This is a genomic window from Kitasatospora sp. NPDC048715 (assembly GCF_043198905.1).
GTDB classification, from domain to species: Bacteria; Actinomycetota; Actinomycetes; order Streptomycetales; family Streptomycetaceae; genus Kitasatospora; species Kitasatospora lactacystinica.
The window spans coordinates 225,408-242,006 of record NZ_JBICVH010000014.1; the positions used below are offsets into that span (position 1 = coordinate 225,408).

Annotated in this window: 9 protein-coding genes and 2 pseudogenes; 5 read left to right on the plus strand and 6 right to left on the minus strand. The window is 72.6% G+C overall.

Translation table 11 applies throughout. From position 1 onward, the window contains the following. Positions 1 to 231: 231 nt before the first annotated feature. The 3 genes from ACGFSC_RS25990 to ACGFSC_RS26000 form a co-directional block, all read right to left on the minus strand. Positions 232 to 1,758, minus strand: coding sequence for a glycosyltransferase family 39 protein (locus ACGFSC_RS25990; protein ID WP_359910912.1), 1,527 nt, complete (start codon positions 1,756 to 1,758; stop codon positions 232 to 234). Positions 1,759 to 1,907: 149 nt separating this feature from the next. Further along, positions 1,908 to 3,815 (minus strand): 1-deoxy-D-xylulose-5-phosphate synthase, encoded by a 1,908-nt coding sequence (gene dxs / locus ACGFSC_RS25995; protein WP_359910914.1) that lies wholly within the window; start codon positions 3,813 to 3,815, stop codon positions 1,908 to 1,910. A 342-nt stretch (positions 3,816 to 4,157) separates the two neighbouring features. Further along, positions 4,158 to 5,336 carry an ROK family transcriptional regulator gene (locus ACGFSC_RS26000; RefSeq protein ID WP_359910917.1) on the minus strand — a complete coding sequence of 393 codons (1,179 nt, stop codon included), beginning with the start codon at positions 5,334 to 5,336 and terminating at the stop codon, positions 4,158 to 4,160. A gap of 495 nt (positions 5,337 to 5,831) precedes the next feature. Here ACGFSC_RS26000 and ACGFSC_RS26005 point away from each other — a divergent pair, with 495 nt between their 5' ends. Both ACGFSC_RS26005 and pepN read left to right on the plus strand, forming a co-directional pair. Then, positions 5,832 to 7,502, plus strand: a complete 1,671-nt coding sequence (locus ACGFSC_RS26005; RefSeq protein WP_359910920.1) for a PQQ-binding-like beta-propeller repeat protein — start codon at positions 5,832 to 5,834, stop codon at positions 7,500 to 7,502. A 235-nt stretch (positions 7,503 to 7,737) separates the two neighbouring features. Further along, positions 7,738 to 10,317 carry an aminopeptidase N gene (gene pepN / locus ACGFSC_RS26010; protein ID WP_359910923.1) on the plus strand — a complete coding sequence of 860 codons (2,580 nt, stop codon included), beginning with the start codon at positions 7,738 to 7,740 and terminating at the stop codon, positions 10,315 to 10,317. Between the two features lie 120 nt (positions 10,318 to 10,437). On the opposite strand, the gene ACGFSC_RS26015 is transcribed toward pepN, so the two are convergent. The 3 genes from ACGFSC_RS26015 to ACGFSC_RS26025 form a co-directional block, all read right to left on the minus strand. After that, positions 10,438 to 10,668 carry a hypothetical protein gene (locus ACGFSC_RS26015; RefSeq protein ID WP_359910926.1) on the minus strand — a complete coding sequence of 77 codons (231 nt, stop codon included), beginning with the start codon at positions 10,666 to 10,668 and terminating at the stop codon, positions 10,438 to 10,440. A 20-nt stretch (positions 10,669 to 10,688) separates the two neighbouring features. After that, positions 10,689 to 12,839: a 4-alpha-glucanotransferase gene (gene malQ, locus ACGFSC_RS26020; RefSeq protein WP_392863991.1), complete on the minus strand. Its 2,151-nt coding sequence runs from the start codon at positions 12,837 to 12,839 to the stop codon at positions 10,689 to 10,691. A gap of 126 nt (positions 12,840 to 12,965) precedes the next feature. After that, a complete protein-coding gene (locus ACGFSC_RS26025) occupies positions 12,966 to 13,415 on the minus strand; it encodes a hypothetical protein (RefSeq protein WP_359910929.1) in 450 nt (149 codons plus the stop codon). A gap of 187 nt (positions 13,416 to 13,602) precedes the next feature. Between ACGFSC_RS26025 and ACGFSC_RS26030 the strand changes: the two are divergent. From ACGFSC_RS26030 to ACGFSC_RS26040, 3 genes and pseudogenes are all read left to right on the plus strand, one after another. Then, positions 13,603 to 15,045 (plus strand): annotated as a pseudogene (locus tag ACGFSC_RS26030) (replication initiator); the annotation flags it as partial. Between the two features lie 69 nt (positions 15,046 to 15,114). After that, a complete protein-coding gene (locus ACGFSC_RS26035) occupies positions 15,115 to 15,264 on the plus strand; it encodes a DNA-binding protein (RefSeq protein ID WP_359910943.1) in 150 nt (49 codons plus the stop codon). Continuing rightward, a pseudogene (locus ACGFSC_RS26040) lies at positions 15,264 to 16,521 on the plus strand (tyrosine-type recombinase/integrase). Before ACGFSC_RS26035 ends, ACGFSC_RS26040 begins: the two are co-directional and overlap by 1 nt. Positions 16,522 to 16,599 lie beyond the last annotated feature (78 nt).

The window sequence follows — 16,599 nt, forward strand, 5'->3', positions numbered from 1 at the left end:
GAACACGGAGGAGCCCCGGTGACCAGCTGGTCACCGGGGCTCCTCGGTGTGTACGGGGTTGCCGCCCGAGCACGGCTGTGTGCAGGTTGCCGCCCGAGCACGGGCCGTGTACGGGGTTGCCGCCGGAACGTGGGTTGTGCACGGCGCCGTCGTCGGAACGGTGTGTACGGCGTTGCCGCGCGGAACGGGTGTGGACGGCGCTGCCGCCCCGCCGGCCCGGACGCGGGCGTCTCAGTGCTTGAGGCGGTAGACCACGGTGTCGGCGAAGACGCCGACCATCTCGTAGTGGGTGTCCAGCAGGTTCTCCATCCGGGGGATCATGACCGGCTGGTACGGGGCGATGCCGGAGTCGTCGACCACGACCTCGGGCAGGCCGTTGGCGAGGTCCTTGTCGAAGGTCTGCCAGGCGTTGGCGACGCTGAACTGCTCGCCGACGTTCTGGTTGCCGTCCTTGCCGCCGCTGTAGTTGGTGAGGAAGCCCGCGGTCAGGTAGCGGGTGGCGGGCTTGCGGTCGGCCAGCCAGTACAGCTCGGGGTGCATGCCCCAGACCAGCACGGTGTCCTTGGGGGTGGTCTGGGCGGCGACGGCGGTGGCGACCTCGGTGGTGCGGTTGAGCCGCTCCCCCGGCCAGGCCAGTGCCAGGCTCCAGAACACCGTGGCGGCGACCGTGGTGTACGCCAGGACGGGCTTCCAGCGGATCGCCGAGGTGGCGACCGCCCCGGTGCCCAGCAGCACCAGCGGCGGCATCAGCTGGAGGTAGTAGTGGCCGAAGAAGTGGAAGCCCACGCTGACCGCGACCACCGAGGAGAGCAGCCAGACCCACAGGTCGGTGGTCGAGCCGTGCTCCTCGCCGGCCACCGGCAGCGGGCGGTGGCGGTACTTGAGCCAGAGCCTGCGCCCGACCGGGAGCAGGAAGCCCAGGCCGGCCCCGACCAGGATGGCCGAGTTGCCGAGGGCCCGGCCGAGCATCTGGAGCCAGGCGCCGCCGAAGGAGGCGTAGTCGCCGCTGCCGGTGACCACCCAGAAGAGGAAGCCCTTGGGCTTGGTGAGGATCACCGCGACCAGCGCTATCGGCAGGGTGAAGCCGAACCCGATCTTGAACAGCGCGGGCGGCCAGCGCACCCCGCGCCGGCGGGTGTCCTGGAAGAGCATCCAGAGCACCGGCAGCAGCACCGCGCCGCCGGTCTGCTTGGTCAGTGAGCACAGGGCGACCGCGATGCCCGCGGCCAGCCAGCGGCGCCGTTCGGCGTACCGGAAGGCGGCCACCATGGCGGGCAGCATGAAGACCTCGAAGGTCGCCGCCTGGGTGTCCTCCGGGGAGAGCCCGATGGAGACCAGCAGGTAGAGCAGTCCGGCCCCGGCCCCGGCCCGGTTGCCCCAGCGGCCGCGGGCGATCGAGGCCAGCAGGATCGCCGTGACCAGGTGGGCCACCACCGCCAGGGTGCGCAGCGGCCAGAGCGAGGCGGAGCCGAAGACCGCGAAGCAGGCCTGGTAGAGCCAGGGCAGCAGCGGGGGCTTGCGGTCCACCACGGTGTCGTACAGCACGCCGCCGTCCGCCAGCATCCGGGCCTGGGTCGCCAGGAAGCCCTCGTCCGGGCTCCAGACGGGCCGGGCGAAGGAGGGGATGTGGGTGACCAGCGCGACCAGCGCGAGCACCGGCACCAGCCTGGTCCAGTACCCGGTCAGCAGACGGGTACGGACGCGCTCGGGCAGGCGCTCGGCCAGTCCGATGAGGCGGAGGCGGGTGGGGGTCGGCACGGATGACAACCTACCGGGCGGGATCGGCGCCGATGGCGCCGGTCCCGCCTTTCAGTGCGATTGTCAGCTTGTTCCGTGACGAACTGTTACGGAGTTACGACAAATGGTCGTCAACGGAACGGGGACCGCTCCGCCCGGACGGCCTCCGGTCAGGCCTCGACCGGCGCCGCGTCCAGCTTGGCGACCAGCGCCGTCACCTTTCGGGCGATGTCCGGGGCGTTCAGGCCGATCTCGGCCAGGATCTCGGCCCGGCTGGCGTGGTCCAGGAACTCCTGCGGGATGCCGAAGTCGCGCACCGGCAGGTCCACGTCCGCGTCCCGCAGCGCCTGCGCCACGGCCGCGCCGACGCCGCCCACCCGGCCGTTGTCCTCGATGGTGACGACCACCCGGTGCTCGGCCGCCAGGCCCGGCAGGGCCCGGTCCACCGGCTTGACCCAGCGCGGGTCCACCACGGTGGCGGTGATGCCCCGGGCGGCCAGCAGGTCGGCGACCTCCAGGCTGGTGGGGGCCATCGCACCGACCGAGACGATCAGCACGTCGGCGCGGTGGGCGCCGGAGGGCTCCTCGGCGGCGCGCAGCACGTCCATGCCGCCGATCCGGCCGACCGCGGGGACGGCCGGGCCGACCGTGCCCTTGGAGTAGCGGACCACGGTCGGGGCGTCCTTGACCTCGACGGCCTCGCGCAGCTGGGCGCGGACCTGCTCGGCGTCGCGCGGGGCGGCCAGCCGCAGGGACGGGATGAGCTGCAGCATCGACATGTCCCACATGCCGTTGTGCGAGGCCCCGTCGTCGCCGGTGACGCCGGCCCGGTCCAGGACGAAGGTGACGCCCAGCCTGTGCAGGGCGACGTCCATCAGGACCTGGTCGAAGGCGCGGTTGAGGAAGGTCGCGTAGACCGCGAACACCGGGTGCAGGCCGTTGGTGGCCAGGCCGGCCGCGCTGGTGACGGCGTGCTGCTCGGCGATGCCGACGTCGAAGATGCGGTCCGGGAAGGCCTCGGCGAACGGGGCCAGGCCCACCGGGTGGAGCATGGCGGCGGTGATGCCGACGATGTCCTCGCGCTCGTGGCCGAGCGCGACCATCTCCTCGGCGAAGACCGAGGTCCAGCTCCGCCCGCCGCCGCTCTGGATCGGCAGGCCGGTCTCCGGGTGGATCTTGCCGACCGCGTGGAAGCGGTCCTCGTCGTTGTTCTCGGCGGCGTGGTAGCCGCGGCCCTTCTCGGTGAGGCAGTGCACGATCACCGGGCCGCCGAAGCCGCGCGCCTTGGTCAGCGCGGACTCCAGGGCGGTCATGTCGTGGCCGTCGATCGGGCCGATGTACTTGAGGCCGAGGTCCTCGAACATGCCCTGCGGGGCGATGAAGTCCTTGAGGCCCTTCTTGGCGCCGTGCAGCGTCTCGAACAGCTGCTGGCCGACCACCGGGGTGCGCTGGAGCGCGTCCTTGCCCCAGGACAGGAACCGCTCGTAGCCCTGGGTGGTGCGCAGGGTGGCGAGGTGGTTGGCCAGGCCGCCGATGGTCGGCGAGTACGAGCGCTCGTTGTCGTTGACGACGATGACGAGCGGGCGGTCCTCGGCGTCGGCGATGTTGTTCAGCGCCTCCCAGGCCATGCCGCCGGTGAGCGCGCCGTCACCGATGACGGCGACGACCGGGTCGTTCTTGCCCAGGATCTGGTTGGCCTTGGCCAGGCCGTCGGCGTAGGAGAGGACGGTGGAGGCGTGCGAGTTCTCGATCACGTCGTGCTCGGACTCGGCGCGGGACGGGTAGCCGGACAGGCCGCCCTTCATCCGCAGCCGGGAGAAGTCCTGGCGGCCGGTGAGCAGCTTGTGGACGTAGCTCTGGTGGCCGGTGTCGAAGAGGATGCGGTCGCGCGGCGAGTCGAAGACCCGGTGCAGCGCGATGGTCAGCTCCACCACGCCGAGGTTGGGCCCGAGGTGGCCACCCGTCTTGGAGACCTCGGTCACCAGGAAGGTCCGGATCTCCTGGGCCAGTGCGGCCAGCTGTCCGGGCGTGAGCCGGTCGAGATCGCGCGGTCCCCGAATGCGGGTCAGCAGGGCCACCCGTTCCTCCTCGTTCAGTGTTCGCGGACCACAGAAAGTCCGACGGGCGTCGCTGCCCGGTCCGGTGCCACGCCGGCGGTCCCGGCCGGGGCCGACCGGTCGAGTCTAATGTCCGCCTCCCGGACGCCGAGCGGCGCGCCCGGTGCCACCGTTCCTTACCGCCATTCCGGGAGGTCGGGCGGGGGAGGCGGGTCACGCCGGATTGACGCACTGGCGTTCGACCATGCTTATCCGGGCGGAGCCGACCGTTCGGGACGGGACGTTCGGAACGCCCCGTCCGCGGTGCGCCGGCCGTGGTGCGCCGGCCGTGGTGCGCCAACCGCGGTGCGCCGGCCGGCGGCGTCAGGCGCGGCCGAGCGCGCCGGACTCCCCCATCTCGCTCATCACCAGGGCCAGCGCCCCGAGCACCTCGGCCCGGCCGCCGAGCGTGCCGGGGACGACCGAGAGCTGACGGGCGGCGCTCGGGATCGCGTAGCGGGCCACCGAGTCGCGGATCGGGGCGAGCACCAGCTCACCGGCCTCGGCGAGGTCCCCGCCGAGGATCACCCGGCGCGGGTTGAGCAGGTTGCACAGGGTGGCGACGCCGGTGCCGATCTGCCGGCCCGCGTCGGCGATCACCCGGCGGCAGCCGAGGTCGCCCTGCTGGGCCAGCTCGACCACCCGGGGCAGGCTGAGGTCCGGGCCGAGGGTGGGGACGAGCAGCGAGAGCAGGTAGCGGGAGCCGACGAAGGTCTCCAGGCAGCCGCGGTTGCCGCAGCGGCAGACCGGCCCGGCCTCGTCCAGGGTGATGTGCCCGATCTCACCCGCGGTGCCGCCCGGCCCGCGGTAGATCTGCCCGTTCACCACCAGCCCGGCGCCGACGCCGCTGGCGACCTTGATGTAGGCGAGGTCGCTCAGCCCGCGGCCGGCGCCCCAGACCAGCTCGCCGAGCGCGCCCAGGTTGGCGTCGTTGTCCACGTGCACCGGCATGCCGAGCCGCTCGGTCAGCTCCCGGCCCGGGGCGATGCCCGTCCAGCCGGGCAGGATCGCGGTGGAGCCGAGCGCGCCGGTCTCCACGTCGATCGGGCCGGGCACGCCGAGGCCGACGCCGATCACCTTGTCGGGGCGGAACCCGGCCTGCGCCAGCAGTCGCTCGACCATCGCCTCGGCGCGGTCGAAGCCCTGCTGGGCGGAGACGTCGACGTCGATCGGGGCGCTCTCCTCGGCCAGCACCCGGTGGGCCAGGTTGCCGACCGCGACGCGCAGGTGGGTGTGGCCGAAGTCGATGCCGACCACGATGCCGGCGTCCCCGCTGAGCGAGACGCTGCGCGCGCGGCGGCCGCCGGAGGAGGTGTCGGCGACCACGACGGTGCCGCTCTCCTTCAACTCCCGCACGATGTTGGACACGGTGGCCGCGGACAGTCCGGTGCCGCGGGCGATCTCGGCCTGGGTCAGCGAGCCGGCCATCCGCACCGCGCGGAGCACCCGTTCCAGGTTCGCCCGGTGCAGCGACGACTGCGAGCCCGGTGTGTCCGTCGACATGATCCACCCTCCCAGGGCGGGGACCCCTCCGCCGGGCGTCCCCTTCAACTCCTGAAGGGTACGGCCCGGGGGCCCGGGCAGGGGTCCCGGCCGGTGGTCCCGGCCGGTGGTCCCGGCCGGGGCGGGAGGGGCCCCGGACGCGGACGGCGGCCGACCGGCGCGGACCGGAGCGCCGGGGCGCGGGCGTGGGGGCGCGGTGATCGGGGGGTGAAGGTGTTGCGAGGCCTGGACCTGCGGAGACGGGGATCGGCTGTCCTGGCGGCGGCCGAAAACGACACACCACTAGCATGGTGCCCAATTCTCACCCGTCCCCTCGGAGCCGTGGACGGCACCGGCAAGGGGACGCTTCCAGACATGACGGGGAATCAGATGGCAGGGGATCACCCTACGCCGGGGGCAGGCGAAACGCCCGGCAACGGTCCGCAGGACAACCGGGGCGTCTCGTTCGGGCGCCCGCCGGGCGGCGGTGTGGATCCGGCCGCCGTCGCGGACCAGATGACGCAGCTCGACGGCGCGGCCGTCCCGGGCCCGGCCGCGCCCGCGGGCCCGCCGCCCGCCCAACCGCCGGCACCGCCCGCGCAGCCGCCCGCCGGCAGCCCGGAGTACGCGGCGTACGCGCCGACCGCGGCCGGGTTCCCCAGCCAGGCCCCGCCGCCGCCCGGCGCCGCCCCGCTCGGCCCGTACGACCCGGTCCCCGGTTCCCCGTACGGCGCCCCGAACGCCGGGCAGGCCTACAACACCGGCGGCTACAACTACCCGCAGCAGCAACAGCAGCCCGGGTACAGCTACCCCGTCGCGCCCGTCCCGCCCAAGCAGCGCAACCCCGTGATGCTGTGGGGCGGGATCATCGGCGGTGTGCTGGCGATCTCGATCGTGGTCGCCCTGGTCGTCCTGCTCAAGGACCCCAAGCCCGACCCCGACCCGGCGCCGGGCCCGGTCGCCGCGGACAGCGGCGGCACCACCGACAACGGCGGGACCAGCAGCGGCCCGACCCCCGGCCCCGGGCCCAAGGGCGGCAGCTTCAACGTCGCCTGGAGCGTCCCCAAGCCGGCCGGCGCGGACACCTCGACCCAGCTGCTCGGCGTCTGGGGCACCGACAAGCTCGCCGTGCGCGTCGACGGTTCGGGCATCAAGGCCTACAACCTGACCGACGGCAAGGAGGCCTGGACCGTTCCCGTCCCGGCCGGCAGCAAGGAGCTGTGCACCGCCTCCTACGGCGCCAACTCCAAGGGCGTCGCCGCCGTCTCCTTCAACACCGGTGACAGCGACTGCTCCACCGTCGGCGCCGTCGACCTGACCCAGGGCAAGCTGCTCTGGAGCGTCAAGGTCTCGGCCGACCGGATGTCCTCGCCGACCCTCAGCGTCACCGAGAACGTGGTCGCCGTCGGCGGCAACATGGTCGGCGCCCTGAACATCGCCAACGGCCAGCCGGCCTGGCAGTTCCAGCCGCGCGACAAGGACTGCTCGGTGCGCGGCAAGGCGGCCGGCGTCCAGATCGCGGTCAGCGACCGCTGCTACGGCACCACCGGCCCGAAGTCGCAGCTGGTCGTCGTCAACGCCGAGACCGGCAAGCCGACCAGCGCCCCGATCACCCTCACCGGCAGCATCGAGCAGGTCGACTCCGTCGTCCAGGACAAGCCGCTGGTGCTGCTGATGTCCAGCGGCCCGCAGGGCGACTACATCCTGCCGTTCGACAAGGACAACAAGCCGGGCAACCAGATGTCCGTCAAGGAGCCCGGTGCGGACAGCCTGCGCCTCTCCGGCCAGGACGAGGCCCTCACCCGCAACGTGGTCAGCGGCACCACGCTGTACGTCCAGGTCAGCGGCGGCAAGCCGGGCATCAACGCCTACGACCTGACCACCGGCAAGCGGCTCTGGGCGGCCACCTCCGGCTCGACGAGCAACGACATGCGCCTGGTGGCCGGGACCGACAAGGACGGCAAGGTCCGCGCGGTCGTCGACCAGGGCTACAACAAGCCGGCCCGGCTGGTGACGCTCTCGCCGACCGACGGCTCGCTGTCCGACCTCGGCACCATGACCATGCCGAGCAGCATGGGCATCGGCAGCAGCAGCTCCGAGTACCTGATCTCGGACGACGGCGCCGCGGTCTACGCGTTCCGCCGCTTCAGCGCCAGCGACGGTCCGCTGACCAAGTGGAAGAAGTGACGCCGGGCCGACGAACCGACCGGCGACCGACCGGCGACCCGGGTGGACCGGGTGGGTTGGGTGGACCGGGGTGACGGCCGGGTGACGACCGGGGCATGACCCCTCGTCGCGGGCCACGCGGGCGGGGCGGGAACGGGCTGATCGCCCGGGCCCGCCCCGCCCGCGATTTTTCGGCCGCCCCGTCCGTTGGACGTGCGAGGATTCGGAGCATCAGTCTGACAAAGGAGTGCAGCGAGTGCCCGGCACAAACCTGACCCGTGAGGAGGCCCGCACCCGGGCCGACCTCCTCCACGTGGACGCGTACGACATCGAGCTCGACCTCGGTTCGGCCCGTGAAGGCGGTACCTTCCGGTCCACCACCGTGGTCCGGTTCACCGCCACCACCCCCGGCGCGGAGACCTTCATCGACCTCGTCGCCCCGAGCGTCGAGGAGGTCGTCCTCAACGGCGTGCGGCTCGACCCGGCGAGCTTCGCCGACAGCCGCATCCCGCTGCCGGGCCTGGCGGCCGAGAACGAGCTGCGGGTCGTCGCGAACTGCGAGTACACCAACACCGGTGAGGGCCTGCACCGGTTCGTCGACCCGGTCGACGGCGAGACCTACCTGTACACCCAGTTCGAGGTGCCGGACGCCCGCCGGGTCTTCGCCAACTTCGAGCAGCCCGACCTGAAGGCCGCGTTCGCGTTCACCGTGACCGCGCCGAACGGCTGGGTCGTGGTCTCCAACTCGCCGACCCCGGAACCGGTCGGCGAGGGCGACACCCGGGTCTGGACCTTCGAGCCCACCGGCCGGATCTCCAGCTACATCACCGCGCTCGTCGCCGGCCCGTACGTCGGGGTCTTCGACACCTACGAGAACGGCGAGCAGAAGGTGCCGCTGGGCGTCTACTGCCGGCCCTCGCTGCGCGAGTTCCTGGACCCGGAGGCCGTCTTCGAGGTCACCAAGCAGGGCTTCGACTACTTCCAGGAGAAGTTCGACTTCCCGTACCCGTTCGCCAAGTACGACCAGCTCTTCGTCCCGGAGTTCAACGCCGGCGCGATGGAGAACGCGGGCGCCGTCACCCTGCGCGACCAGTACGTGTTCCGCTCCAAGGTCACCGACGCCGCCTACGAGGCCCGCGCCGCGACGATCCTGCACGAGCTCGCCCACATGTGGTTCGGCGACCTCGTCACCATGGAGTGGTGGAACGACCTCTGGCTGAACGAGTCCTTCGCGACCTACGCCGAGGCGGTCTGCCAGGCCGAGGCCCCCGGCTCCAAGTGGCCGCACTCCTGGACCACCTTCGCCAACCAGATGAAGACCTGGGCGTACCGGCAGGACCAGCTGCCGTCCACCCACCCGATCATGGCGGAGATCAACGACCTGGAGGACGTCCAGGTCAACTTCGACGGCATCACCTACGCCAAGGGCGCCTCGGTGCTCAAGCAGCTGGTGGCGTACGTCGGCCAGGACGCCTTCTTCCAGGGCGTGCAGGCGTACTTCAAGCGCCACGCCTGGGGCAACACCCGGCTCAGCGACCTGCTCGGCGCCCTGGAGGAGGCCAGCGGCCGCGACCTCAAGGCCTGGTCCAAGGCCTGGCTGGAGACCGCCGGCATCAACGTGCTGCGGCCCTCGATCACGGTGAACACCGACGGCGACATCGAGTCCTTCGCGGTGCTCCAGGAGGCCCCCGCGCTGCCCGCCGGCGCCAAGGGCGAGGCCGTGCTGCGGCCGCACCGCATCGCGATCGGCCTGTACGAGCTGAACGGCGACGCGCTGGTGCGCACCGACCGGATCGAGCTGGACGTCGACGGCCCGCGCACCGAGGTGCCGGAGCTGGTCGGCCGCCACCGCCCGGCCGTCGTGCTGCTGAACGACGACGACCTCTCGTACGCCAAGATCCGGCTCGACGAGGACTCGCTGGCCGTCGTCACCGAGCACCTCGGCGCCTTCGTCGACTCGCTGCCGCGCGCGCTGTGCTGGGCCTCCGCCTGGGACATGACCCGCGACGGCGAGCTGGCCGCCCGCGACTACCTGGCGCTGGCGCTGTCCGGCATCGGGCGCGAGAGCGACATCGGCGTGGTGCAGTCCGTGCACCGCCAGGTCAAGCTCGCCCTCGACGCCTACACCGACCCGCAGTGGCGCGAGCAGGGCCTCGACCGCTGGGCCGCCGCCGCGGAGGAGCACCTGCGCGCCGCCGAGCCCGGCAGCGACCACCAGCTGGCCTGGGCCCGCGCCCTCGCCTCGGTCGCCCGTACGGACGGTCAGCTGGGCCTGCTCGCCGGGCTGCTGGACGGCTCGGTCGAGATCAAGGGCCTCGCGGTCGACACCGAGCTGCGCTGGACCCTGCTGATGCGCCTCGCCGCCACCGGCCGGGCCGACGAGGCCGCCATCGCCGCCGAGCTGCAGCGGGACAACACCGCGGCCGGCCAGGAGCACGCGGCCACCTGCCGTGCCGCCCGGCCGACCGCCGAGGCCAAGGCGCAGGCCTGGGCGTCGGTGGTGGAGTCCGACAAGCTGACGAACTATGTGCAGGAGGCCGTCATCGCCGGCTTCCAGCAGTCCGACCAGCGCGAGCTGCTCGCGCCGTACGCGGCGAAGTACTTCGCGGCGGTCAAGGGCGTCTGGGAGACCCGCAGCCACGAGATCTCGCAGCAGATCATCGTCGGGCTGTACCCGGGCCTGCAGGTGACGGCCGCGACCCTGGAGGCCACGGACGCGTGGCTGGCCTCGGCCGAGCCGGCGCCGGCGCTGCGGCGCCAGGTCGTCGAGGCGCGGGCGGGCGTCGAGCGCGCCCTCAAGGCCCAGGACGCCGACCGTGCAGCGGGGGCCCGCTGACGGTGCGCGAACAGCCGAAGGGGCGCCGGACGGGATCGTCCGGCGCCCCTTCGGGGTCGTGCGGGTCCTGGTGGACGTCGTGCGCGTCCCGGTGGACGCGGCGCTCGCCTCTACGAGGAGCTAGTTCTTCTTGGCCTTGCTGCCGTACGGCAGAGCGGCCAGGGCGGCGATGATCGCGAAGGAGACGAGCGGGACCACCACGTACAGGCCGATGGTCTCACCGACACTCAGGCCGGAACCCGGGTCGTCACCGTCGTCCCTGGTGAAGGCCATGGCGGGCGACGACAGCAGCATCATCAGCGTGACCGTTGCGCAGACCGCGCCGGCTCGCAAAGCGTTCCTCTTGTCCACGTTTCCAACTTACCCGCCGCTTACGGGACGGCGCGCGTCGGGGTCCGCCTGACGGAGTCGGGCAGGAAGTCGGGCACGGCGAGCAGCTGGGCCAGCAGGCCGGCGGCGGGGGCGGTGGCGAGGCGTTCCAGGGTGACCGGCCCGCCGGAGCCGTCGGCGACCGGCAGGCGCCAGTTCGGGTACTGGTCCCAGGTGCCGGGCAGGTTCTGCGGGCGCGGGTCGCCGACCAGGTCCGGCAGCCAGACCCCGACCAGCTCCGCCGGGGTGGCCCGCAGGAAGCGGTACAGCACCGGCATCGTCAGCGGCTCGTCCGGGCCCAGCAGCCCCAGCCCGGCCAGCTCGGCCCGCCAGTCCGCCAGCTCCGCCGCCGCCTGCTCCTGCTCCTCCCCCAGCGGCCGGGCCAGCAGGCCCAGCCGGTGCCGCAGCTCGACGTGCTCGCCGGACAGCCGGGCCGCGGTGCTGGGCAGGTCGTGGGTGGTGAGGGTGGCCAGGCAGCCCGGCCGCCAGCGGTCCGGGCCGAGGATCGCGCCGCCGGCCTGCCAGTCCCGCTCGAACCAGAGCACGGACGTGCCCAGCACCCCGCGCTCCGCCAGCTCCTCCCGCACGCCCGGCTCCACCGTGCCGAGGTCCTCGCCGATCACCGCCGTACCGGCCCGGTGCGCCTCCAGCGCCAGCACCCCGAGCATCGCCTCCGCGTCGTAGCGCACGTACGCGCCCTCGGTCGGCGGATGGCCCTTCGGCACCCACCAGAGCCGGAACAGGCCCATGACGTGGTCGATCCGCAGCGCCCCGGCGTGCCGGGCGGTGGCCCGCAGCAGCTCCGCGAACGGGGCGTAGCCGGCCTCGGCGAGCGCGTCCGGGCGCCAGGGCGGCAGGCCCCAGTCCTGGCCGTGGGCGTTGAAGGCGTCCGGCGGGGCGCCGACCGAGATGCCGTCGGCCAGCACGTCCTGCAGCGCCCAGGCGTCCGCGCCGTCCGGATGGACGCCCACGGCCAGGTCGTGGATCAGACCGACCGGCATGCCGGCCCCGCGGGCGGCCCGCTGGGCGTGGGCGAGCTGCTGGTCGACCTGCCAGGCGAGCCAGCGGTGGAACTCGACCCGCTCCGCGAGCTCCTTCTCCGCCTGCTCGACCTGTGGGCCGTCCGGGTGACGCAGGCCCTTCGGCCAGTGCTGCCGGTCCGGGCCGTGCTCCTCGGCGAGGGCGTTCCACAGGGCGTGCCGGCGCAGCCACTCGCCCTCACGGCGCAGGTACGCCTCGTACTCGGCCTGGCGGCCGGGGCCGCGCGGCACCTCGTGCAGCAGTTCCAGGGCCTCGCGCTTGAGCTGCCAGACGGCGTCCCGGTCGATCAGCGCGTCGTGGCCGAGGACCTCCTCGCGCAGCCGGGCGGCGCGCCGGGCCGGCTCCTCGGCCCTTCGTCGTTGCTCCGCGGTCAGGTACGCGTACTCGGGGACGTCCTCGACCCGCAGGTGCACCGGGTCGGCGAAACGGCGCGAGGACGGGCGGTACGGGGACGGGTCGGAGGGGGCGCCGGGCAGCGCCTGGTGCAGCGGATTGATCTGCACGAAGCCCGCGCCGAGGCCCGCCCCCGCCCACCGGGCCAGCTCGACCAGGTCGCCGAGGTCGCCCATGCCCCAGGAGCGCTCGGACAGCACCGAGTACAGCTGGGCGAGGAACCCCCAGCTGCGGCCGGGCAGCTGGGGCAGCCGCTCGGGGGCGACGATCAGCGCGGCCCGCGCCGTCCGTTCGCCGCTCCGCGCCGTGAGCACATGACGGCCCAGCGGCAGGTCCCCCGGCACCCAGTGCGAGTGCCCCCGCGGCAGCTCCCAGCTGCCCCCGTCCTCCAGCTCCACCCGCAGCCGGGCGTCCGCCGGCACGTCCAGCGCCGCCCGCCTCCCCTGCCGCACCACCACGCACGGCGGCAGCAACCGGGCCCGCTGCTCCGCCCGGTGACGCTCCAACGCCTCCCGCGCCTCCTGCGGCGTCCCGGCCACCACCCCCATCGCCCCCAGCACCGCGACCAGCGTCCGCGCCCCCACCGTCTGCCCGCCGGCCCCCGGGTACCGGGTGTCCACCCCGTACGCCTGCGCCAGCGCCACCAGTTCGGCGGGCGGCGGCGGAGCATCCTGCGCCGGCACCTGCTCGGCTCCGTCACTGTCGTGGTAAGCGGCCACTCGCGGCTCCTGCGATGTCTCGGCAACGCCCGGTCGGGACAGCCACAGTCCTACCCGCGTGACACCACGATCACCCAGCGCGACACGACGGTGCCGGACGGAACGGCCGGGGGTATCGGCGACGGGTCAGCAGAACGTCAGAGCGTTGGCGCGGAACTTGCGGGCCTTCAGCCGGGTCGTGCCGCCGCCCTTCTTGAGAGTGAGGACCTCGTCGCCCTTCAGCTTCTCCAGGTCGGCGAGCGTGAAGCCGAAGTCGGTGTCCCTGGTGTTGGCGGCCATCGCGGTGCCGGTTCCGTAGCTCGTTCCGGGCTTCAGGGCGGTCAGGTCGTGGTCGCCGGCCGTCCAGCCGGGAGGCGTGACGAAGAGCGGGAACCGGTCGATCGCGCCATTGGCCCCGTCCGAGGAGACGGTCCACTCGGCACGCGCACCGGACGAGCTTTCCCAGACCGAGACGCTCAGCACCTCTCCGTTCGGGCAGAGCGGCACGACGACGGCGTAGCCGTCGCCGTCCCGCTGGAGGCCGACGGTCGGCTCGGGCGCCGGGGAGCAGCCGGTGAGCGCCAGGAGAAGAGCCACGGCCGCCGGGAGCAGCAGACGACGGGGCCTCAGCATGCGGGCCGGCCGTGCCGGTTGGGGGCAAGGCAGCAGCCGAACGCCACCGGGAAGGGACCGGCGGTCTCCTTTCCCCTGCCACCGATGAAGTCACCGACGTCCGATCTCGACCAGTACCGGTTCATCTCCGGGTAGTTGCCGCTCTCCATGGATGCTTCGTCCGGCGTGCCGGCATCAAGGTACCCGCCCCGGTGGAGCTCGGCCCCTGTCGCGAACGGTCGAATTCCGCGGGGTTCCCGGCCTTCGGGCCCTCCCGCAGGGGCCGCCGCGGCGCTGCACGGAGCCCGTGCGCCTGCTCGGCCGGACCGCCACGATCGACACGGCAACCGGTGAGGTACTGCGTTCCTGCGACACCGCCGATGAGCCCACTGACAGCCTGCTGACGGCCTGCGGTAACCGCCGCGCCTCGCGCTGCCCGGCCTACTCACGCGCCTGCGCCGCCGACACGTTCCACCTGATCCGGGCGGGCCTGACCGGCGGCACGAGCGTGCCGGACACCGTCCGCACCCACCCCCGCGTGTTCGCCGCGCTCACCGCGCCGTCCTTCGGCCCCGTCCACAACCGCCCCACCGACACGGGCGGTACCCTCCGGCCCTGCCGCTGTGGCAAGCGCCCCGAACCCATGGACGCGCTGCTTGGCACGCCGCTGGCCCCGAAGACCTACGACTACCCAGGCGCGGTGCTGTTCAACGCCCACGCCGGAGCCTTGTGGGCGCGCTTCACCATCTACCTGCGCCGCGAGATCGCCGCCCGGCTCGGCCTGACCCAGAAGGCGGTCCGCGCGGTACTGCGCGTCTCCTTCGCCGAGGTCGCGGAATACCAGAGGCGCGGCCTGGTCCACTTCCACGCCGTGATCCGCCTCGACGGCCCGGACGGCGGCGCCCAGCCCCCGCCCCTGTCCGCCACGGTGACCCTGCTCGCCGACGCCATCCGGGCCGCCGCCCGCGTCTCGGTCAGCGTCGTCTCGGACGCGGTCGGGGAACGCGAACTCACCTGGGGCGAACAGCTCGACGTGCGCGAGATCGCCGCCTTCGGCACCGACGCAGAGCTGAGCGATCACGCGGTCACCGCCTACGTGGCCAAGTACGCCACCAAGTCCGCCGACTCATGCGGCGCTCTCGACCGCGCCCTATTCTGCCGCCCCTGCCAGGGACGCGGCATGACCCTGACCGGCCACGGAACCTCGGTCACGTGCACCGCCTGCGGCGGCACCGGACAGACCCGGCCGCTGCCCCGCATCGCCGTCGAACGCCACGTGCGGCAGATGATCCGCACCTGCTGGGACCTGGGCAAGCGCCCGGAGTTCGAGGCACTCAAGCTCTGGAAGTGGGCGCACATGCTCGGCTTCCGGGGCCACTTCTCCACCAAGTCCCGCTGCTACTCGGTCACCCTCGGCGCGCTGCGCGAGGCCCGCCGTGCCTGGCGCACCGAACAGGCCAACGCACACGCCGGCCTGCCCGACCTCGACCCGAGCACGACCCTCGTCATCGGCCACTGGGCCTACCACGGCTCGGGCTACAGCCCCGGCGCGGAACTCCTTGCCGCCGCCGTATGGCACCGCAGAGAACTGGAACGGCAGTTCACCGCAGAGGGGCGGCTGCTGATGACCACGTTGCTCACCGGGCCGAGCGCGAGCGAGGACCTGCTGACGGTCCACCAGGTCATGGCCCGCCTCCAGCTCGGCCGCTCCGCCGTCTACGACCTGCTCCGCACCCAGCAGCTCGCCTCCATCACCCTCGGCCGCGCCCGCCGCATCCCGGCCCACGCCCTCACCGACTTCATCCGCACCCGACTCGAACAGGAAGCCGCCTGATGACCACACCCGGCAAGAGCCGCGCCAATGGTGAAGGCACCATCTACCGGCGATAGGACGGCCGCTGGGAAGCCGCCGGCTACGTCCTGACCACCGACGGCGGCCGCAAGCGAGTCCGCGTCTACGGCACCACCCGAAAAGGAAGCCGCCGACAAGCTCATCGAACGCATCGCCGCCAGCAACCAGGGCCGACCTGTCGCCGCCGCCGACAGCACCGTGGCCGCGTACCTCACTTACTGGCTGGAGAGCGTTGCCATCCATCAACTTCGCGAGAACACCCACACCCGCTACCGCACCTGCGTCCGCCTCTACGTCATACCCGGCCTCGGCAAGAAGAAGATCGCCCACCTCACCGCCAAGGACATCCGCACCTGGCTCGACCGGCTCCGCACCACCTGCCAATGCTGCGCTCGTGGGCTCGACAAGCAGCAGCGCTGCTGTGCGGTCAGCCGGTGCTGCGGCAAGCGGCTGTCTCCGCTCACTGTCACCTACGTGCACTCGGTCCTCAAATCCGCTCTGGAGCACGCCGTCCGCGAGGACGAACTCCCGCGCAACGTCGCCCGCAACATCAAGGTCGGTACACCCCGACCCCGGCGCTTCGAGCCGCTCACCGTCTCCGAGGCCAGGCGGTTCCTTGCGTCAGTCGAGGGTCACCGACTGCAAACTCTGTTCGACCTCGCGCTCCGCACCGGACTGCGCAAGGGCGAACTCCTCGGCCTGCGCTGGGAAGATCTCGACCTCGATGGTGGCACCGCCAGCATCCGCCGCACTCTCCAGCGCACACGCACCGGCGGCCTGACCGCCCTTCCCACCAAAACCGCCAGTTCCGAACGTCGCATCGCCCTTCCCATCGAGGGCGTCCACGCGCTCAAGCGCCACCGCGAACGGCAGGTACAGGAGCGCGAGGCCGCTGGAGAGGCATGGATGGACAGCAGCTTCGTCTTCACCGCACCCAACGGCTCACCCACCGACCCGTCCACCTTGACCCGGCAATTCACCCTGCTGTGCCGGGCAGCCAGGCTCCGCCGTATCCGGTTCCACGACCTCCGGCACACCGCCGCAACCCTGCTCCTCGAACAGGGCGTCGAACTCGTCGTGATCAAGGAACTCCTCGGCCACGCCCACATCGGCGTCACCGCCACCGTCTATGCACACGTCCGGCTCCGCTTCCAGCGCCAAGCCATCGACACCCTTGGCAACGCCCTCCGGGCCGCCGAGATCCCTAACGGCCTGCCACATGGGGAAGCCGTCCGCTGAGGTTGCCGTCAGCGTTGCCGTCAAACGCCAAAGAAGCCCTGCCGAAGGATCTATCGGCAGGGCTTCTTTCTACCTGGC

Coding starts and splice junctions, on each gene's coding strand:
- ACGFSC_RS26000 (WP_359910917.1), bottom strand. CDS start 5,336: ATGTCGACGGACACACCGGGCTCGCAGTCGTCGCTGCACCGGGCGAAC.
- ACGFSC_RS26005 (WP_359910920.1), top strand. CDS start 5,832: ATGACGCAGCTCGACGGCGCGGCCGTCCCGGGCCCGGCCGCGCCCGCG.
- ACGFSC_RS26035 (WP_359910943.1), top strand. CDS start 15,115: ATGGCCCGCCTCCAGCTCGGCCGCTCCGCCGTCTACGACCTGCTCCGC.